Source organism: Streptomyces sp. NPDC058683 (assembly GCF_042716195.1).
Taxonomy (GTDB): domain Bacteria; phylum Actinomycetota; class Actinomycetes; order Streptomycetales; family Streptomycetaceae; genus Streptomyces.
The window spans coordinates 82938-103175 of record NZ_JBHXSK010000045.1 but is presented as its reverse complement, the minus strand read 5'-3'; the positions used below and the strand labels follow the sequence as shown (position 1 = coordinate 103175).

At 71.2% G+C, this 20238-nt stretch carries 16 protein-coding genes; 11 read left to right on the top strand and 5 right to left on the bottom strand.

Translation table 11 applies throughout. The annotated features are described in order from the left end of the window. Positions 1 to 39: 39 nt before the first annotated feature. Complete coding sequence (locus tag ACFWXC_RS38930; protein ID WP_384486474.1) at positions 40 to 447, bottom strand: hypothetical protein; 408 nt, start codon at positions 445 to 447, stop codon at positions 40 to 42. Between the two features lie 162 nt (positions 448 to 609). Next, on the bottom strand, positions 610 to 1395 hold the full coding sequence (locus tag ACFWXC_RS38925; protein ID WP_384486472.1) for a hypothetical protein: 786 nt from the start codon (positions 1393 to 1395) through the stop codon (positions 610 to 612). Between the two features lie 542 nt (positions 1396 to 1937). Here ACFWXC_RS38925 and ACFWXC_RS38920 point away from each other — a divergent pair. After that, complete coding sequence (locus ACFWXC_RS38920) at positions 1938 to 2633, top strand: transglycosylase family protein (protein WP_384486470.1); 696 nt, start codon at positions 1938 to 1940, stop codon at positions 2631 to 2633. Positions 2634 to 3106: 473 nt separating this feature from the next. Continuing rightward, on the top strand, positions 3107 to 3322 hold the full coding sequence (locus ACFWXC_RS38915; protein WP_351699538.1) for an I78 family peptidase inhibitor: 216 nt from the start codon (positions 3107 to 3109) through the stop codon (positions 3320 to 3322). 106 nt (positions 3323 to 3428) lie between these two features. Here the strand turns inward: ACFWXC_RS38915 and ACFWXC_RS38910 are convergent, their stop codons facing one another. Together ACFWXC_RS38910 and ACFWXC_RS38905 are read right to left on the bottom strand one after the other, a co-directional pair. Next, a complete protein-coding gene (locus tag ACFWXC_RS38910; protein ID WP_384486468.1) occupies positions 3429 to 4463 on the bottom strand; it encodes a phosphatase PAP2 family protein in 1035 nt (344 codons plus the stop codon). A 238-nt stretch (positions 4464 to 4701) separates the two neighbouring features. After that, positions 4702 to 6033, bottom strand: a complete 1332-nt coding sequence (locus ACFWXC_RS38905) for a mannosyltransferase family protein (protein WP_384486466.1) — start codon at positions 6031 to 6033, stop codon at positions 4702 to 4704. Positions 6034 to 6293: 260 nt separating this feature from the next. Between ACFWXC_RS38905 and ACFWXC_RS38900 the strand changes: the two genes are divergently transcribed. After that, positions 6294 to 7901 carry an MFS transporter gene (locus tag ACFWXC_RS38900; RefSeq protein WP_384486464.1) on the top strand — a complete coding sequence of 536 codons (1608 nt, stop codon included), beginning with the start codon at positions 6294 to 6296 and terminating at the stop codon, positions 7899 to 7901. Positions 7902 to 8040: 139 nt separating this feature from the next. Continuing rightward, positions 8041 to 9234, top strand: a complete 1194-nt coding sequence (locus tag ACFWXC_RS38895; protein ID WP_384486462.1) for an acyl-CoA dehydrogenase family protein — start codon at positions 8041 to 8043, stop codon at positions 9232 to 9234. Positions 9235 to 9271: 37 nt separating this feature from the next. On the opposite strand, the gene ACFWXC_RS38890 is transcribed toward ACFWXC_RS38895, so the two are convergent. After that, positions 9272 to 9712, bottom strand: a complete 441-nt coding sequence (locus ACFWXC_RS38890; protein ID WP_351699550.1) for a cell division protein SepF — start codon at positions 9710 to 9712, stop codon at positions 9272 to 9274. Positions 9713 to 10800: 1088 nt separating this feature from the next. Here ACFWXC_RS38890 and ACFWXC_RS38885 point away from each other — a divergent pair. From ACFWXC_RS38885 to ACFWXC_RS38855, 7 genes are all read left to right on the top strand, one after another. Next, on the top strand, positions 10801 to 12558 hold the full coding sequence (locus ACFWXC_RS38885) for an FAD/NAD(P)-binding protein (RefSeq protein WP_384486460.1): 1758 nt from the start codon (positions 10801 to 10803) through the stop codon (positions 12556 to 12558). A gap of 221 nt (positions 12559 to 12779) precedes the next feature. After that, the gene (locus ACFWXC_RS38880; protein WP_384486458.1) at positions 12780 to 13592 is read left to right on the top strand and encodes an LLM class flavin-dependent oxidoreductase; all 813 of its coding nucleotides are present in this window, start codon (positions 12780 to 12782) and stop codon (positions 13590 to 13592) included. 93 nt (positions 13593 to 13685) lie between these two features. Further along, on the top strand, positions 13686 to 14465 hold the full coding sequence (locus ACFWXC_RS38875; RefSeq protein ID WP_384486456.1) for a DUF1684 domain-containing protein: 780 nt from the start codon (positions 13686 to 13688) through the stop codon (positions 14463 to 14465). 250 nt (positions 14466 to 14715) lie between these two features. Beyond that, the gene (locus ACFWXC_RS38870; RefSeq protein ID WP_384486454.1) at positions 14716 to 15615 is read left to right on the top strand and encodes a S1 family peptidase; all 900 of its coding nucleotides are present in this window, start codon (positions 14716 to 14718) and stop codon (positions 15613 to 15615) included. 123 nt (positions 15616 to 15738) lie between these two features. Further along, complete coding sequence (locus ACFWXC_RS38865) at positions 15739 to 16587, top strand: slipin family protein (RefSeq protein WP_384486452.1); 849 nt, start codon at positions 15739 to 15741, stop codon at positions 16585 to 16587. Positions 16588 to 16818: 231 nt separating this feature from the next. Next, complete coding sequence (locus ACFWXC_RS38860; protein WP_384486450.1) at positions 16819 to 17898, top strand: S1 family peptidase; 1080 nt, start codon at positions 16819 to 16821, stop codon at positions 17896 to 17898. Positions 17899 to 18113: 215 nt separating this feature from the next. Further along, positions 18114 to 20204, top strand: coding sequence for a SpoIIE family protein phosphatase (locus tag ACFWXC_RS38855; protein ID WP_384486448.1), 2091 nt, complete (start codon positions 18114 to 18116; stop codon positions 20202 to 20204). Positions 20205 to 20238 lie beyond the last annotated feature (34 nt).

The window sequence follows — 20238 nt, the reverse complement described above, 5'->3', positions numbered from 1 at the left end:
GGCGGCCACCGTCATCGGTGGCCGCCCCTCGGGCGTACGTCACTGACCCCGGCGCGGTCCCGGTGGAAGCGCCGCCGGCACGGGGATCATCCCGGTGTCATGGGAGCGCCCGAGCGTCCCGACCCGCTGCCACTGCGGGGGCTGCGGATGTTCACCGCCGTGCCGGGCGCTGTAGGCGCCCGCGCTGTACGCGCTGTACGAGTTCCCCCCGTACATCCCCAGACCGTACGTGCCGGTGCTGAACGGGGCCGTCCCGAAGGCGACGAACCCCATCCCCTCCTCACCGCTGCGGTCGCCCGGCAGCGTACGGAAGGCCTTGACCCACTCCGTGTAGAGCGAGTCGTAGATCGGAGTGGCCGAGAGCGCGCCCAGGCTCTCCTGTCCCGCCCGAGCGGACGGAACAGTGGCAAAGGACGGCCGGCGGGGCGGAAAGTCGTATGCGTGCACGTATGTCCAAACGACCGGGTCACCAAAGAGATGCGGCTGTGCAGCGCTCCGTTAGGGGCGCGGGGCCGCATCAGACATGCGGCTCCGCCGCGTGGGCGCGACCAGCCACGATGCACCCGCACCCGCCGACGAGACCGGCGCCTTCTGCCCCCTGGGCGCCCCTCAGACGCCCGCGAGTGGAAGCGCCGCCGCCACCAGCTTCCCGTTCGCCGCGGCCTTGTCGAGCGCGTCGCGCAGCAGATCCTCCCGGGGCTGGCGTCCGATCGACCCGACCGGCGCCGCGAACATCAGCACCTGCTGGTGCTTGTTGGCCGCCGCCCGCCACCCGTCGGTCACCTGCAACGGCTGGTGCGCCTGCCACCAGGCCACCGGCTGCCCGCCGTTGTTCCCCGGCTGGAGCACCGCGTGCAGCTGGCCCACCGCCAGCAGCACCGACCAGCCGTGCAGCACCGGCGGCACCGCGGCCAGTTCCGTCACCGGCATGAAGCCCTGTTCGATGAGGAGCGGCAGGAAGTCGTCGCCCACCCCGTCCGTGCCCGGCCGCACGATCGGCGAGGTCGGCTCGACGACGAGCGCCGGGTGCAGCTCCCCGGCGATCAGCACGAGCCCGCTGGTCACCCCGAGCACCGCCTGCTCGGGCACGGACCGCTGCGGCCCGCCGCCGGGCGCGCTGTCGCCGCTGATGGAGCGGACCGCGCCCTGCAGTTGCTCCTCGGTGACCTGGACGACCTGCGAGGGCAGGCAGCCGGCGTGGGCGAAGGCGAGGACGGCGGTCTCGTCCCCGATGAACAGGACGGTGCTGGTGCGCTCCTGTTCGGAGTCGCCCGGGGTACGGCAGGACGTGCAGTCGTAACTGCCGGGGGCGTTGTCTCCGGCGAGCAGCCGGTCGGCTTCTTCGTCGCCGATCTCGGCGCGTACCTCGTCGCTGACGTCGAGCATGCGCGGCACGGTGGCTCCCTCGGGATGCGGTGCGTGAAGGCCCGGGTGGATCCCGGTCCATGAGCCCCAGGGGGTTGCGGGCTCATGAAGAAGACAACGGGTGATCTGTGGTGGTGGTCACGCCCCCGGGGGATCGGGATCCACCCATCCGCTGCGCAGGGTCACCCGACGTGCGGAATCCGGCACTCACCGTCAACTCTTCGCAAGCCAAAGGAATTTGACGCCGTGAAGTGAATCACAGATCCATCGATCACATGGTAGACAAATCATGAAATCAGGGAATGTAGTGGGTGGCCGAAAATCTCCGCTACCCCCGGTAACCTCGAACTGGCCTGGCCTGACGGGGAGTTGGTTGATTTCGGGCGTTCCCGATCTCTAGATTCCTCCGCCGTGTGCAACGAGCACCGCTCGGGTACGTCCGCCGGCCGGCACCAGGCAGAGCACCATCGCAGTACCGGCCGCGGCGGACGGGGCGAGCGCGACGAACCGCGTCCATCGCGCGGGGACCGCGTCACGCTTGGGGGAGCCCGGGTATGTGGAGAGGGAAATACATGTCCGAGTGTGCCGATACCACCCGTGAGACCGTCGCCAAGAACGGCTCCCGCAAGGGCCGTACGACGGCGGCTTTGGCCGGAGCGGTGCTGCTGGCCCCGCTGGGCCTGCTGGCCGCGACCGGCAACGCCGAGGCGGCGGACAACGGAGTGTGGGACCGCATCGCCCAGTGCGAGAGCGGCGGCAACTGGCACATCAACACCGGCAACGGCTACTACGGCGGACTCCAGTTCTCCGCCTCCACCTGGCGCGCGTACGGCGGCACCGCCTACGCGTCGACGGCCGACCAGGCCTCCAGGGAAGCGCAGATAGCCGTTGCCACCAAGGTTCAGCAGGCCCAGGGCTGGGGCGCGTGGCCGGTCTGCTCGGCGCGGGCCGGAGCGACCGGTTCGGCGCCCGAGGGCGCCTCGGCGACCACGAAGAGCAGCACCGAGTCGGCCACCAGGTCGACCGGGGGGTCGGCCGCCGAGTCGAACACCACCAAGTCGGCCCCTGCGCAGAAGAAGGCGCAGCGCCCGACGGCCCACACCGGACGTGACTCCGCCCGGGGCGACTACACCGTCCGTGCGGGCGACACCCTGAGTGAGATCGCCGAGCGCCACGGCACCACCTGGCAGCGCCTGTACGCCGCCAACGAGGCCGTCATCGGCGACGACCCGAACCTCATCGTGCCCGGGCAGCGCCTCGCGCTCTGACGCGCGCCCCTGCCCCGCACCGTCACGCCCCGCCCGGTCCCGACCGGGCGGGGCCCGGTGCGTTGTGAGGCTGATTCAGGCGAGGGCGCGGGGCTTCGAGTTCACGGCGCCTCACGCTGCCGGAACCGGGCCCGGCCCGGCGCCGTACGCGGGTTCTGTGCCGAAGCAGTGAAACTCTTATGCGGTGTCAGCTTCCCCGTCGGCCCGCCGATTCGGAATGGAATGGGCTCCCCCGAGCACCCCTGATCCGTACTTCCGCTTCTTTCCGGCTTGCTTTTCGGAAGACCCTACCGGCATCAGGGAATTGCACGGGAATGCGCCAGGAAGGCGTACTGAACCGCCCGTACGTGTGACAGAGTTCGACCGAAACGCGTGTCGTGATTCTGTGACAGAAGCGTGACCGGAGACGGACAACGGACTTCGCCGGCCGAGATCGACTTCCGTCCCCGCCGGAAGCGGCCTAGCGTGGCCGCATGGCACCGAATCCGGCTCCGCCGAAGGAGCCCCAGGACAGCCCGCAGGGGTACGTAGGCCTCGACGCGGGCGACGCGGAACAACTCGCCCGGCAGCGGGGGTGGCCGACGGTGCGCTCGCTGCCGCCGGGCGCGATCATCACCATGGAGTACCGGGCGGGACGGCTCAACTTCGAGGTACGGGACGGCGTCGTGGCGCGCGCCTGGAAGGGCTGACGGCAGGACGGCGAAGGCCCCGGTTCCCAGAGTGGGGAACCGGGGCCTTCGCCGTGCGTACCGGCTGTGCGTACCGGGCTGCCGTGCTGTCGCGTCCGTACGGCCGTCAGCCGCCCGTCAGCGGGCGGGCCGGCTGGGCGGCGCCGCCGCCGCGCGGCTGGCGCTCGGGGTGCTGGGGGCGGCGGCTGCCCGCCGGGGTCACCGGGGTGCGCTCCGAGCGGGCCGTGTGCGGGCCGGGCGCGAGATGGATCGGGGCCCGGGGCGAGCGGGCCGAGGAGACCGGCTCGCGCTCCGGTGCCGGCGCGTCCTCGGCGGGCGCCGTACGCGGCTTGAGCGCCACCGGGGCGACCGGGACGGGCGCGGGCACGGGGACCGTACCGCCGCCGCGGGCACGCCAGCGGTCGCGCAGGTCGAAGAGCCAGGCCTCGGCGCGGGCGATGAACGGCTCGCACCACGGCAGCGCCAGCAGGATCAGCAGCCCCGCGGCCCAGCCCAGCAACACGTCGCTCAGCCAGTGCGTACCGAGGTAGACGGTGGACATGCCGACGCCGAGCGAGGTGACCGCGGAGGCCGCGGACAGCCACCGGCGGGCTCTCGGGGTGGAGGCCAGATACGCCAGAATTCCCCAGGTCACCACGGCGTTGGCGGTGTGGCCGCTGGGGAATATATCGCCGCCCAGGCCCATCTCGTTCGAGCCGATCACGGTCGCGTAGTGCGGTCCGAGGCGCCCCATGCCGAGCTTGGCGGCGCCGACCGTGATGTTGAGCAGCAGCAGGGAGGCGCCGAGCGTCAGCATCGGGCGCAGGGTGTGCTGCCGCCACGAGCGCCAGCCCAGCCAGGCCGCGACCATCACGGCGGTCGGGCCGCGCTGGCCGAGGACCACGTAGTAGTCGACGAACCAGTGGATTTCCGACCACTGCTGGTACGGCCGGAAGAACATGACCTGCCAGTCGAGCCGGACCAGCCAGGACGTGATCACGACGGCCCACACGATCGCCAGGTAGAAGGCGAGGGTCGCGGTGAACAACACGACCCGGTGCCGGCTCATCTTCGGCACATCAATGTGGGCCGGTCGTTCCGGCTCACGGTCCAGCCTGGCGAACACCCGGTCCAGACGGGTGAGGTTTCGTTCGGTACGCACCCAATCGACGTTACAGCGAGTGAGCTCTGTTCCCGGTCGAAACTGCGGCTTTGTGATGACGATGTGATGTGGGAAACCTCTCAGGAGGTCTCCGAATTCTAAGGATTCCGTAATCCTCGGTGCGCCTGCCCTTCAATTCCTTTGATCATGCCGGGCGGCCGTTTTATGGCACTTATGAATTCGTTAACCAAAGCGTGGTGTGGAATCCCCCGGCTGCTCACCCTCGGGTCGGCGATGATCATGGTGGCCCGGAGCCGTTCAGCCAGAACGCGCCATATGTCGCCGAGGCTGCCGCCACACAGGCCGTGACCAGCGCGGATCTGCTGGTGCGTGCCCGGGCGAGGGCTCGGGCGAGCGGCAGCAGCACCGGGAAGGCCGGCATCAGCAGGCGCGGCTTGGAGCCGAAGTAGCTCGACGCGCACAGCGCGAGCGCGAGGACGACACCCGTGTAGACCAGCAGGGGGAACGGTTGCCGCTGCCGGACGCCGATCACGTAGAGCCACAGCAGCAGGCAGACGCCGGCGATCAAACCTGCTCCGGCCAGAGCAGACGGAAATGACGTGAACTTGTCGGCGACGAAGCGTGCGAACGCATAGCCGCCGTCGAAGCCGTTGCGCCAGCCCGCCTGGACGTCCAGATAGCCGAGCGGGCCCTTCCCGGTGCGGTGGCCGACCCACAGGACATAGGCGGCGGCGCCGACGGGGGCGAGGAGCATGCCGAGGACGCGGCGCCAGGCAGGCGCGCCGGAGGGGTGTGCGGTGCCTGTGGTGCCAGGGGTGCGTGTCGTGTGAGGGGCGCGTGCGGTGTGGGGCGCGCCGGTTGTCTGCGGGACGCGCCGGGCGCGGGCGGCGCTGGACGGCTCCGGGGCGCGTCCGTCATCGTGCGCGCCGGGTGCGTGCTTCTCGCTACGGTCTTGCACGCCCCCGCTCCGATCCCGCACGAACGAGACCACGCCCGCCGTCCACACCGCCGCCACCACGGCGAGCCCCACCGGCCGGGTCAGCCCCGCCAGCGCGGCCAGCACGCCCGCGGTCACCCAGCGGCCGGTCAGCACGGCGTACAGCGACCAGGCGGCCAGCGCCGTGAACAGCGACTCGCTGTACGCCATCGACTGCACGATCCCGACCGGCAGCACGGCCCACAGCAGCACCGCGCAAGTGCCGACCCGCGGGCCGTACACGAAGTCGGCGACCGCGAAGATCCCCCAGGCCGCGGCGAGCGAGGCGAGCAGACCGACCGTGAGGCCCGCCCCGGCGTAGGAGAGGGGCGTGAGCGCGTGCAGCAGGCGCTCCAGCCAGGGCAGCAGCGGGAAGAAGGCCAGGTTGGAGTGGACATCGCCGTTCGGCAGCCGCACCTCGTAGCCGTACCCGAGTTCGGCGACCCGCGTGTACCACAGCGAGTCCCAGCGCGCCGTCAACAAGGTGTACGCGCTCTTGCCGCGCGCCCCGCTCCACACGGCCAGCGCGAGCAGGCCCAGGACACGCACGGCGGCGTACCCGAGCAGGGCCGGCGCCGCCCGGCGCAGGGCTGGGACGCGCGGTGCCGCCACGGGCGTTTCAAGATCGGTCACGGGCTCGATTATCGACGGGACGCGGAACCGAGGGGCTCGTCCGGGCGTGGTGCACAGCGGGGTCAGTGGCGTACGCCACACGAGTTCTGTCGAGAGTGTGAGAGGTCCGCCACGTGCCCCCGGAACGAACTCGCGTACGCTGACGTGTCACTCGCGTTCGTATGCGCGGGCCGGAGACCCCGCTCCTCTCCGGCCGTACGACGGGGAGTCCCCGCCCCGCCGATCCGCCCCGCGCGAGGGATCATCTGGGAGGTACGTACATGTCCGGGACGACCACGGCAGCCGTACGTCCGCGCCGTCGGGCGACCGGTGCCGGGGCCGGTGTCAACCGGTGGGTCGTCCTCGTCGTCCTCTGCGTCAGCCTGCTGCTGGTCGCCCTCGATGCCACCGTGCTGCATGTCGCGGTGCCGGCCGTCACCGAGGACCTCAAGCCCGGCGCCATGGAACTGCTCTGGATCGTCGACATCTACCCGCTGGTCTGCGCCTCGCTGCTGATCCTCTTCGGCACGCTGGGCGACCGCGTGGGCCGGCGGCGCGTCCTGCTCCTCGGATACGCCCTGTTCGGAGTCGCCTCCGCGGTGGCCGCCGTCGCGCCGAGCGCCGAGGCGCTGATCGGGGCCCGGGCGCTGCTCGGCGTCGGCGGTGCGATGATCATGCCGGCGACGCTGTCGATCCTCCGGCAGGTCTTCCCCGACCGCCGTGAACGGGCCCTCGCCATCGGCATTTGGAGCGCGGTGGCGGCGGTCGGCGCGGCCGTCGGGCCGCTGTTGGGCGGCTTCCTGCTCGAACACTTCTGGTGGGGCTCGGTCTTCCTGGTCAACATCCCGCTGATGCTGGTCAGTCTTCCGGTGGGGCGGCTTCTCCTCCCCGAGTCCCGCGGCGACCGCAACGGCCCCTGGGACGTCGTGGGCGCCCTGATGGCGGCGGCCGGGCTGTTCGGCGTGGTGTTCGCCGTGAAGCGGCTGGGCAGCGGCGAACCGGCCGCCGACGCGCTCACGACGGCGCCGCTGGTGCTCGGCGCGCTGCTCCTGTTCCTGTTCGTACGACGGCAACGGCGGCGTACGTTCCCGCTGGTGGACCTCAAGATGTTCGCGCGGCCGGCGTTCAGTACGGCGGTGGGCTGCATCGTGCTGGCGATGCTCGCGCTGGTCGGTCTCGAACTGATCGCCGCGCAGTATCTGCAACTGGTACTGGGCCTCTCGCCGTTGCAGACGGGGCTGCGACTGCTGCCGCTGACGCTCGCCGCGATGGCGGCCGGGCTGGCCGGGGCGCGGCTGCTGCGGCGCTTCGGGCCGCGCCGGATGGTGTGCTTCGGCTTCTGCCTGACCGCGGCGGCGGTGCTGACGCTGACGGCGATGGGCGGGGTGGACAACGCGGGCCTGCTGCTGTTCGGCTTCGTGCTGCTCGGCTTCGGTCTGGAGACCACGCTCTTCGGGGCGTACGAGTCGATGCTGAGCGAGGCGCCGGCGGCGCAGGCCGGTGGGGCGGCGGCGATCGGCGAGACCTCGTACCAGCTGGGGGCGGGCATCGGGATCGCGCTTCTCGGCAGTGTGATGAACGCGGCGTACGCGCCGGGGCTGTCCCGGGTGCCCGGGGTGCCGGAGTCGGCGTCCGCCGCGGCGGGGCATTCGCTCGGCGAGGCCTACGAGGTCGCCGGGCGGCTCGGCGGGCCGACGGGCGCGGCGTTGCGCCACGCGGCGCGGGACTCCTTCGTGCACGGTCTGCATGTGACGCTGCTGGTGAGCGCGGGACTGCTGCTGCTCGGCGCGGTGATGGCACTGCGGTTGCCGCGGGCGATGCAGTGCGAGGAGGCCGCAGTGGAGGTACCCGCCCCGCGCGAGCCGCAACGCTCCCGCGTCTCGGCCTGATCCGGCCGCCGCAGGCCCTGGGGCCTCACGGGTGACGTGCGCCTTTCTGCTCACTCCTGCGGGTGGTGCGAGGGTGGGAGAACCGGGAGACTGCGCGTAGCCTGGTGTAACTAGCGGTGCTAGTTTTGGGAGGGTTTTCATGTCCGCGTCCGCGAAGTTGCCGCCGTTCGATGCCGGTGATCCGCTCGGTATCGACGATCTTCTGGAGCCGGAGGATCTCGCCGTCCGGGAGACCGTGCGGAGCTGGGCGGCGGACCGGGTGCTGCCGTTCGTCGCCGAGTGGTACGAGAGCGGGGAGCTGCCGGGCATCAGGGAGCTCGCCAAGGAGCTGGGCGGCATCGGGGCGCTCGGGATGTCGCTCACCGGGTACGGCTGCGCCGGCGCGTCCGCCGTGCAGTACGGGCTCGCCTGTCTGGAGCTGGAGGCCGCCGACTCGGGCATCCGGTCGCTCGTGTCCGTGCAGGGGTCGCTGGCCATGTACGCGATCCACCGGTTCGGCAGCGAAGAGCAGAAGCAGCGCTGGCTGCCCGCGATGGCCGCCGGTGACGTCATCGGGTGCTTCGGCCTCACCGAGCCCGACCACGGCTCCGACCCCGCCGCCATGCGCACGCACGCCAAGCGCGACGCCGGCGGCGGCTGGGTGCTCAACGGGCGGAAGATGTGGATCACCAACGGCTCGGTCGCCGGAGTGGCCGTCGTGTGGGCGCAGAGCGAGAACGGGATCCGGGGGTTCGTGGTGCCCACCGACACGCCCGGGTTCTCGGCGCCGGAGATCAAGCACAAGTGGTCGCTGCGCGCGAGCGTCACCAGCGAGCTGGTCCTGGACGACGTACGGCTCCCGGCCGATGCCGTACTGCCGGAGGTCACCGGCCTCAAGGGGCCGCTCAGCTGTCTGTCGCACGCCCGTTACGGCATCGTCTGGGGTGCCATGGGCGCGGCACGCACCTGCTTCGAGACGGCCGTCGACTACGCGAAGTCGCGGGAGCAGTTCGGCAGGCCCATCGGCGGCTTCCAGCTCACCCAGGCCAAACTCGCCGACATGGCGGTCGAACTGCACAAGGGGATCCTGCTCGCCCATCACCTGGGGCGGCGGATGGATGCCGGCCGCCTGCGTCCCGAGCAGGTCAGCTTCGGCAAGCTCAACAACGTACGAGAGGCGATCGAGATCTGCCGTACGGCGCGGACGGTCCTCGGGGCGAACGGGATCTCGCTGGAGTATCCCGTGATGCGGCACGCGACCAACCTGGAGTCGGTGCTCACCTACGAGGGCACCGTCGAGATGCACCAGCTCGTGCTGGGCAAGGCGCTCACCGGGCTCGACGCCTTCCGGTGATCCCTGCGCGGGGGCAGGGCCGGCGAGCGGCCCTGCCTCAGCTCTGGTTGAAGAAACCGTCCTCCCGGCGCGAGGCCGGCTCACCGTTGACGATCTCCGTGTTGGCGGGGGAGAGCAGGAAGACCCGGTTGGACACCCGGTCGATGGAACCCCGCAGGCCGAAGATCAGCCCGGCCGCGAAGTCGACGACCCGCTTGGCGTCGCCGGCCTCCATGGCCGTGAGGTTCACGATGACCGGCACGCCCTCGCGGAACAGCTCGCCGATCGCGCGGGCGTCCCGGAAGCTGTCCGGGGTGACCGTGCCGATCCTGCGGCCCTTCTCCTCGGCGGTGTCCGAGGCCACCTTGACCCGGGGGTCGGTGACCCAGGCATCCCCGGGCTGCTCGGTCCCTTCGGAGTAGTCGTCGTCGTAGTAGCGCTCGTCATCGTTGTCGTCGACGAGGCCAAGCCAGGCACTCGCCTTGCGTACCGATCCCATGGACGCCTCCTCTCACAGCGGTCTTTCATGCTTCCGCATCCCTATGGTCGTCCATGATGCGGATGGCGCGCCAAGTGGATAGACGCCGCGCGGGGGGTTTGTGACGGTACTGGTGCAGAGCGAATACGTCGAGAGCCCAGTTGTGCCAAGGGCCGTTGCCCGCACGGCTGCTGACTGTGAGTGAAATATGATTGTTCCGGGCGTATGGGTGAGGGGTGGTGCGTCCGGGTGAACCGGTGACGGGTGACGAACCGACAGTCGGCCGATACGACAGCGCAGCTCAGCGTCGTACGGGCCCTGACGTACTGTCAGTTCATCGGCTCCGGCGGGGAGATCCGCGGGATGCCGGCCGCCGGAACGGCGGTCCGCCACTTCTTCGGAATTCGGTCGTACGTACCGTCGGTAACGAGTTTCTTCACAGCCGCCTGGAACGCGGGCGCCACATTAGTGGCCTCCTCGAAGGCGAGGTCGGCGTCGAGGTGATCCCAGCAAAGAGTGCAAAGTTCCTATAACAGGCAATGAGCGGGTGTGCGTATCGGCGAGCGGTCTCCTGGGGTCAGCAGGCGGGTGGAGCGAGAGGGGTGGCGCGAGGGGAGGGGTGCGCGTGTGAAGGCGAAGCGAGGAGTGCGAGTGCGAGGGAGAACGCGAAGAGTCCCCGCCGTCGGCGGGGCGCGCAGTGGGTCAGCTCAACAGGAACAGGACCACACGCGACCGAAGTCGATGTGGGAGCGCTTGACCAGCCACTGCTGTGGATGCATGGGCCAAGTGGAACAGGTCTCCGGTTTCCCGTCAACTGACTTGAGACGCGCTGCTCACACTCTGGACACCCTTGACAGACAGGGGAAACGGCGCCGTAGAGTCGACGGACGGTCCTGCTGAGGGGCTCGGCCGTAAGAGCGCTGCCCAGCGGCGTTCCGTGTGAAGGCACCCGCCGCACCACCGTGCGCGCGTCCACCGTGTTCGATTGATCCGCCACGGAGCCTTCGCATGTCACCCGAAACCCTCGCCCAAGCCCCCGCCACCCCCGGCATACCCGTCGCCGACTGCCTCACCTCGGACTCCGTGCCGCGGGGCACGGAGGCGGCCCGATGAGGCCCCAGCTGGTGATCGTGGGGGCCGGTCCGCGGGGGACCGGGCTCCTCGAACGCATCGCCGCCAACGCCCCCGAGCTGTACGCCGGTGCGGGCCTCGACATCCATCTGGTCGACCCGCATCCGCCGGGCGCCGGGCGTATCTGGCGGGCCGCCCAGTCGCCGCTGCTGTGGATGAACTCGCACGCCGAGGACGTCACCATGTTCACCGACGAGACGGTGCGGATGACCGGCCCGGTACGGGAGGGGCCGACCCTGCACGAGTGGGCGGGCATGGACGGCCGCACTTTCGCCGACCGGCAGATCCAGGGCCGGTATCTGCGGCACGTCTACGACCATGCCGTGGCCGACCTGCCCGAGGGTGTCACGGTGCACCACCACGCCCGCCGCGCCCTGCGGGTGAGCGGGCCGCGCGAGGGGCGCCAGCAGGTCTGGCTGGAGGGCCGCCCGCGCCCGCTCCTCGCCGACCTCGTCGTCCTCGCCCTCGGCCATCTGGACGCCGACCTCGACCCCGAGCAGGCCGCCCTGGCCGCGTACGCCGGCACGCACGGCCTGGTCCACCTGCCGCCGGACTTCACCGCCGACAGCGACCTGTCCGCCCTGCGGCCCGGCGAACCGGTGCTGGTGCGAGGGTTCGGGCTCGCCTTCGTCGACCTGATGGTGCTCCTTACGGAGGGCCGGGGCGGACGGTACGACGGTGACACCTACGTGCCGTCCGGACAGGAGCCGGTGCTGTACGTCGGATCGCGGCGCGGAGTGCCGTACCACTCGAAGATCGGCTACGACTGGACCGGTGAACGCCCGCCGCTGCCGCGCTTCCTCGGGCCCGGCGAGGTCGACGAACTGCGTGCCCGGCCGGACGGTTTCGACTTCCGGCGGGACGTGTGGCCGCTGGTGGCGAAGGAGCTGGGCTTCGCCCACTACCACCGGCTGTTCACCGTCCACCCCGAGCGGACGGCCGTCGCCTGGCCGGACTTCGAGGAGAAGTACGCCGCCGCCGAGGGCGACGCCGAACTGCGGGCGCTGGTGGCGGCCGCCGTACCGGACCCGGCCGACCGGCTCGACCTCGCGGCGCTGGACCGCCCGCTGGACGGGGTGCGGTACGGGTCGCACGAGGAGTTCCAGGACGGGCTGCGGGCCTATGTCGAGGGCGACCTGAGCCGCCGTCATGACCCGGAGTACAGCCCCGACCTGGCGGTCTTCCTCGGGCTGCTCTCTATCTACGGGCAGTTGGTGCGGCTCGGGGACATCGGGTCCTGGTGGCACGGGTTCTTCAGCTATCTGGCCTCCGGGCCGCCCGGGCCCCGGCTGCGGCAGCTGCTCGCGCTGTCCCGGGCGAGGGTGGTCAGGTTCGTCGGCGCCGGGATGACGGTGACGGCGCGGGACGGGGTGTTCCGGGCGTCCTCGGACACCGTGCCCGGGTTCTCCGTCGAGACGCGGGCGCTGGTCGAGGCCCGGCTGCCCGAACCGACGGTCGGGCGGGCCCGGGACGTGCTGCTGCGCGAGCTGCAGTCCGACGGGGCCGCCGAGACGCCCGACGGGCTGCTCCGGGTGGACCCCGCCGACGGGCGGATCCTCGACGGGGGCGGGCAGCCCCATCCCCGGCGGTTCGCGCTCGGGCCGTTCACCGACGGCCGTACGCCCGGCGCGTTCACCCGGCCGCGCACCGGAGGGCCCGCGTTCCGGCAGAACGACGCCACGGCACGGGCGGCGCTGGCCTTCCTGCGCGACCTGACGGGCCAGGCCGCTGCCTAGCCAGAGGCGCTCAAGGGCGTCGGCCTCCAGGCGCGGGCCGGCGAGGTCACCGTCGTCCTCGGGCGCTCCGGGGACGGGTTCCGCGAGCTGCCCGGGCGGGAGGCGCCGGCCGCTCCGCGGGAGGAGCGGACCCGGGCCCTTCTGCCGAAGGTGCTGTGAATCGATGGGCCGGTCGATCGACGAGCCGGTGCCCGGGTGTCTAGGGGAGAGGGTGGTTTCTCATGACCGGCTCGTACGGCCGGGGGCTGCATCTGGCCGCCGCCGTGGATCAGGTCGGAGTGTTCGACGCGGAGCCTTACATCGAGCTGGCGCGGCTCGCCGAGAGCGGGGGCCTGGACTTCGTCACGCTCGACGGCCGGTTCGGGTGGGTGGAGACCGACCCGGTCGCCCTCCTGTCGCAGGTGGCCCCGGCCACCCGGCGGATCGGGCTGGTGCCGTTGGTGACCGCCCCGGGGACCGCCCTCGACGACCTCGACCAGGTCAGCCGGGGCCGGGCCGGCTGGTGGAGCGAGGCGCCGGCGCCCTCGCCCGGGCATCCGGTCCGGGTGGCCGACGGCACCGAGGGGGCCGCCCTGCGGACCGCCGCCCGGTACGCCGATGTCGTCCTGGTGCGGGCCGCGAGCTCCGCGCAGGCCGCCGCCGTACGCGCGGAACTGCGGGACCGGGCACGCGAGTTAGGGCGGGATCCGGACGAGCTGCGGGTGCTGGTGAGTCTGGTGGTGGATCTGGGGGACGGGGAGCGCGCGGCCGAGCCGGGACACGGTGGCGGCGGGCCCCGGCAGACCGTGCAGGGGCCGCTGTACCGGGGCGGTCCGGTGGACCTCGCGGAGCTGATCGCCGGCTGGCACGGCGAGGGCGCCACCGACGGCTTCCACCTGATCCCCGCCGAACCGCGCCGCGATCTGGAGCGGCTGGTCAACGGCACCGTGGCGCTGCTCCAGCACCGCGGGCTGTTCCGCACCTTCTACCCGGGCAGCACCCTGCGCGAGCACCTCGGCCTGGCCCGGCCCGCCGGCCAGTTCGCGGCGCCCTGAAACAACCCGGGGCTCCCGGCTGTTGTGGTCGGGTCGAGTGCATATGAGAGACGTGAGGTGGACCATGCCGAGAGCTGGGGAAAGGCTGATCGTATGACCGAGGACGCGTCCGACGACTGGAAGCGCTGGCACGAAGACCGCGTGGGGACGGTGTCGGCCCCCTACGGACCGCTCGCGCTGACCGGCACTTACTGGATCGAGGATCACCCGGGCGGCCGCCTCCCCGGCGTCCCCGGCACCTGGGCGGTGGACGGCGACGCCGTGCTGCTCACCGCGACGGCGGCCGACGGTCTGGCCCTGGACGGAGAGCCCTTCGCCGGTGCGGTCCGGCTCGCCGCCGACCGCGAACCGTCGGCCCGGGTCACCCTCGGCGAGCGCCGGCTGGTCGTGCTGGTCCGCGAAGGCGTCCGGGGCATACGGGACTACGACCCGGCCGCCCCGGCCCGCCGCACCTTCCCCGGCATCGACGCCACCCCCTACGACCCGCGCTGGTCGGTGCCGGGCCGCTTCACGCCGTACGACGACGACCGGCGCACCGTCCGCGTCGACACCGCGGACGGAGTGGAACGCGCGCTCGTCCTCGCCGGGGAACTCGCCTTCACCCTGGCGGGCCGGGAACGGACGCTCCAGGTCGCCGAGCAGGCCGACGGCCGGCTGTGGGCGGTGTTCGCCGATGCCACCAGCGGGGCCGGCAGCTACCGTTTCAGGTTCCTTTATTCGGCCGCCCCGGCCGCCGACGGCTCCACCACCGTCGACTTCAACCGGGCACAGCTGCCGCCGTGCGCCTTCGCGGACCACTTCATCTGCCCCTTCCCGCCGCCGGGGAACAGGCTGGGCCTCGCGGTCGAGGCGGGAGAGCGCACAGTGGCCTGAGGGTTTCGCGGAAATTGTGACCGGGCGTCAACTCGCCCGGACCACGACGAGATCACACAAAGTCGGCATGGTTCGAACACAGTCGCACGGCCGAAAGGCACTCTTGCGGGTACCGGTCGTTCGCCCGAATACTCCCCCTCAGCGCTTGTCAGGGGCATTGCGTGTCCGGAACCCGGACGTCGTCCCTGGCTGCGCCTCACGGGCCCCGACCCCACGCGGGCCCCCTGATTCCCCTGGGAGGGAACGAAAAGTGAGGATCAAGCGCACGACCCCCCGCAGCGGTATCTCGAGACGGACCCGGCTGATCGCCGTGGGCACCGGTTTCCTGGCCGCGGCAGCGTTCGCCGTCCCCACCGCGAGCGCGAGTCCCGTTCACACCTTCAGCGCCGGCGAACTGAAGGCCGTGAACAGCTCCGTTCTGAAGGCGGACGTCCCCGGCACCGCCTGGGCCGTCGACAGCAAGACCCACCGTGTCGTCCTCACCGCCGACTCCACGGTCTCCACCGCCGAGATCGCCAAGATCAAGCGGCAGGCGGGTGCCAACGCCGACGCGATCACCGTCAAGCGCACCCCCGGCACCTTCAAGAAGCTGATCACCGGCGGCGACGCCATCTACGGCGGCGGGTACCGCTGCTCGCTCGGCTTCAACGTGCACAGCGGGAGCACGTACTACTTCCTGACCGCCGGGCACTGCGGCGAGGTGGCCTCGACCTGGTACAGCAACTCCGGCCAGACCTCGGTCCTGGGCACCAACGTCGGCTACAGCTTCCCGACGAACGACTTCGCGCTGGTCCGCTACACCAACACCTCGGTCGCGCATCCGAGTGCGGTCGGCAGCCAGACCATCTCCAGCGCGGCCACGCCCAGCGTCGGGACGACGGTGTACCGCCGCGGCTCGACCACCGGCACGCACAGCGGCCGGGTCACCGCGCTCAACGCCACCGTCAACTACGGCAGCGGTGACATCGTCTACGGCATGATCCAGACCACGGTCTGCGCCGAGGGCGGCGACAGCGGCGGCCCGCTCTACGGTGGAACCGTGGCCTACGGTCTGACCTCCGGCGGCAGCGGCAACTGCACCTCCGGCGGTACGACCTTCTTCCAGCCGGTCACCGAGGCGCTGAGCTACTACGGCGTGAGCGTCGGCTGACGATCCTCCCGGATCCGTTCTCCCAGTGGACCCCCGTACGCAACCGGCGTGCGGGGGCTCCCTTTTGGGCGGGTGTCGGAGTTACCGTCGAGGGACCATTGGAGTCACCCCCTGGGGGCCGGCATGGTCGAGGCGCTGGTGGCGGCGGGAGCCGCTCTCGTGTCCGTCGGAGCGGTCTACGCACTGGCCGCGGCACGGGTCGTCAGACAGTACGAGCGAGGCGTGGTGTTCCGCCTGGGCCGGCTGCGACCGGAGGTGCGCGGGCCCGGGTTCACCATGATCGTCCCGTTCGTGGACCGGCTCCAGAAGGTCAACATGCAGATCGTCACCATGCCCGTGCCCGCGCAGGAGGGCATCACCCGGGACAACGTGACCGTACGGGTCGACGCGGTCGTCTACTTCAAGGTGACCGGAGCCGCCGAGGCGATCGTCCGGGTCGAGGACTACCGGTTCGCGGTCTCGCAGATGGCACAGACCTCACTGCGGTCCATCATCGGCAAGAGCGAGCTGGACGACCTGCTGTCGAACCGCGAAAAGCTCAACCAGGGCCTTGAGTTGATGATCGACAGCCCGGCCGTGGAGTGGGGCGTCACCATCGACCGCGTCGAGATCAAGGACGTCTCGCTGCCCGAGACCATGAAGCGGTCCATGGCCCGGCAGGCCGAGGCCGACCGGGAGCGCCGGGCCCGGGTCATCAACGCCGACGCCGAACTGCAGGCCTCCAAGAAGCTCGCGGAGGCGGCGAAGGAGATGTCGGAGCAGCCCGCCGCGCTCCAGCTGCGGCTGCTGCAGACGGTGGTGGCGGTCGCCGCCGAGAAGAACTCGACCCTGGTGCTGCCGTTCCCGGTGGAACTGCTGCGGTTCCTGGAGCGGGCCCAGCAGCAACCGCCGCCCGGGGCCGACGGGTCCGCGGTGAACAGGGCCAAGAGTGAGCCTGGCGAGCCTGGAGGGGCGAATTCCGGCCAGGGGTAACTATCACTCTCCGCCAACCGTTACTCGCCCGTAGTGTTTGCAGTGCGAACTCTCCTGGGGTGACTGTGAACGGCCCGGGCGCAGGGGGCGCACAACATCCGCGCACGCGCGTCCTGAAGTCGACCTTGTGTGCTCCCTGTGGGTGTCGGAATAGTAGGCGCCCGTCAACCAGCCTTCCGGCCCTGAGGTCCCCACAACCTTACGGGCCGACCCCCCACAGGAGGACATGAGTTGAAGCACCGACGCATACCCAGGCGCCGGGCGGCCCTCGCCGGCGCGGGGATAGCCGCGCTCGTCGCCGCCGGAGTGACCTTCCAGAGTGCGAACGCCAGCGAGCCCGCCAAGGCCGCCGTACCGCAGATCCTGTCCGCGCCGGCGGCCGGAAAGCTCGCCTCGACGCTCGCCGCCGACCTCGGCACCGACGCGGCCGGCACGTACTACGACGCCAAGGCGAAGAACCTCGTCGTCAACGTGCTCGACGACACCGCCGCGGGGACCGTCGAGGCCGCCGGGGCCAAGGCGAGAGTCGTCGCCAACTCCCTCGCCGAACTCGACGGCGCGCGGACCACGCTGAAGGAGGACGCCACCATCCCCGGCACCTCGTGGGCGACCGACCCGGTCACCAACAAGGTCGTCGTCACCGCCGACAAGACGGTCGCCGGGACCGCGCTGAGCAAGCTCGCCAAGGTCGTCGACGGGCTCGGCGAGAAGGCCGAACTGCGGCACTCGAAGGGGGAGTTCAAGCCCTTCATCGCCGGTGGTGACGCGATCAGCGGGTCGGGCGGGCGCTGCTCGCTCGGCTTCAACGTGGTCAAGGGCGGCGAGCCGTACTTCCTGACCGCCGGGCACTGCACCGATGCCATCTCCAGCTGGTCGGACTCGTCCGGCAACGTGATCGGCGAGAACGCCCAGTCCAGCTTCCCGGGCAACGACTTCGGGCTGGTCAAGTACACCTCCGAGGTGGACCACCCGAGCGAGGTCGACCTCTACAACGGCTCTGCCCAGCAGATCACGGGCGCGGCCGAGGCGACCGTGGGCATGAAGGTGACCCGCAGCGGTTCCACCACCCAGGTCCACGACGGCACGGTCACGGGTCTCAACGCCACCGTGAACTACTCGGAGGGCACGGTGAGCGGACTCATCCAGACCGACGTGTGCGCCGAGCCGGGCGACAGCGGCGGCTCGCTCTTCTCGGGCAGCAGCGCGATCGGCCTGACCTCGGGCGGCAGCGGCGACTGCACCTCCGGCGGGGAGACGTTCTTCCAGCCGGTGACGGAGGCGCTGTCGGCCACCGGCACCCAGATCGGCTGACCCGCACCGAATCCCCGAGATGCCCCGCCCCTGTCCGGGGGCGGGGCATCTCCTGTGCCGTGCCATGCCGTGGGCCGGGTGGCGTCAGTCGAACATGTGTGCGCGCTTGAGTGGCCCTGCCGTGCTCACGATATGGCAACAGCTTGAGGAAGGCGGCGGGCGGGGGAGCGGTGCATCGGGGCTCGGTGCAGGCTGGACTAGGGAGGTGGGTTGCCGTGGCGCACTACGAAGCCGTCTCGCCGGGCAAGGGTGCCGCAGTGCTGGAAGCCCTGTTCCACCAGTCGCCCACCGGCCTGCTGATCCTGGACACGGAGCTGCGCATCCTGCGGATCAACCTCACCAGACCGGTGCTGCACGAAGCGCCCCATGGACAGATCGCGGGCCGGCACATCACCGACGTGTACGACCTGTCCGCACCCGGTGAGGTGGAGGCGATGCTGCGCGGCGTACTGGAGACCGGCGAGCCGGTGCGGGGGCGACTCGTGGGGGTACGTCCGAAGGGCGCACCGGGGCCGGAGTACCTGTTCTCCGTCTCGGCGTCCCGCCTGGAGGACGGGCAGGGGAAGATCTGGGGCGTGCTCACGGAGATGCTCGATGTCACCGAGTGCGAACGGGTGGGCGTCCGTATGCGGGTCCTCGGCTCCGTGCGCGAGCACGTGGGACGGACCCTCGACGTGGTCGCCACCTGCGAGGAACTGGTGCAGGCGGTGGTGCCGGACCTCGCCGACATCGCCGTGGTGGAAGTGGTGGACGCCGTGGTACGGGGCGAGGAACCGCCCCTGAGCCCGCTGGGACCTGAGGTGCCGCTGCGCCGTGCCGCGTTCCGCCACAGCGGCGGCGAGGAGCAGAACCAGGCGCATCCGGTGGGCGACGTACGCCCGCTGCCGTTCCCCACGCCCTACGCCCAGACGCTGACCGACCTCAAGCCCCGCCTCGTCGCCCTGACCCCCGACACGCCCTGGCTGGCGGCCGACCCGCCGCGCGCCGAGGCGATCCGCGTCTCCGGCGCCCGCCTCCTCATCACGGCACCCCTGACCGTGCGCGGAACCGTGCTGGGACTGCTGAGCCTGTACCGCACCGACCAGGCGGACGTCTACGACAAGGGCGATGTCACCCTCGCCGTCGAAGTGGCCGCTCACACCGCGCTGTGCATCGACAACGCCCGCCGCTACACCCGCGAACACACCATCGCCCTGACGGTCCAGCGTCATCTGCTGCCACCCCACCCCGCGCCGCGCAGCACCGTCGAGACCGCCTACCTGCATGTGCCTTCCGAGACGGGCGGGGGCGGCGGGTTCGACACCTTCGCCCTGTCCGGTGCCCGCACCGCACTGGTGGTCGGGGAAGTCGACGGCCAAGGCATCCACGCGGCCATCACGATGGGACAGATGCGGACCGCCGTGCACTCCCTGGCCGCTCTCGACCTGGAGCCCGACGAACTCCTCGCCCGCCTCAACGACACCGCCCTCAGCCTCGCCGAGGAACGCGCGACGCTGCCGCCCGGCGATCTCGTGCCCCTGACGGGAAGCTGTGTGTACGCGGTCCACGACCCGTTCGCCCAGACCTGCACCGTCGCCCTGGCCGGGCATCCCCCACCCGTCATCGCCCATCCCGACGGGACCACCGAGATCCTGGACCTGCCGAGCGGACCTCCCCTGGGCAGCGCCGGAGGCCCGCCCTTCGCCGCCGCCACGGTCCCGGTCGCCGACGGCAGCGTCCTCGCCTTCTACACCGCGGCCCTGCTGCACACCTCACCGTCCCCGGACACCCTGCGACAGGTGCTGGCCCACCCCGGGCGGCCCCTGCAGGATCTCTGCGACGACGTGCTCTACCGGCTGCGGAACGAGACCCGCCACAGCGACGTCATCCTCCTCCTCGCCCGCACCCACCCGTTCCCCGCCGGCCAGGTCGCCACGTGGCGTCTCGGCCACCATCCCAAGGCCGTCGCCAAGGCACGCACCCACACCCGCCACCAGCTCGTGCGGTGGAGCGTCGACGAGGAAACCGCCTACACCACCGAAATGATCGTCAGCGAGCTGGTCACCAACGCCGTCCGCTACGGCGCCCCGCCCGCCCAGCTGCAGCTCATCAAGGACCGCACCCTCACCTGCGAAGTCCACGACAGCAACTCCCTCGCGCCACGGCTGCGGCATGCGAAGACCGTCGACGAAGGGGGGCGCGGCCTGTTCATCGTCGCCCAGCTCGCACAGAACTGGGGCGTCCGCCATACGCCCGACGGCAAGACCGTCTGGGCCGAGCAGTCCCTCCCGCCTCCGGCAGCGGACCGCCATCGGCACCGGCCATAGGCCGTGCACCGCTGTTCCCGCGCGGCCCGTAGTC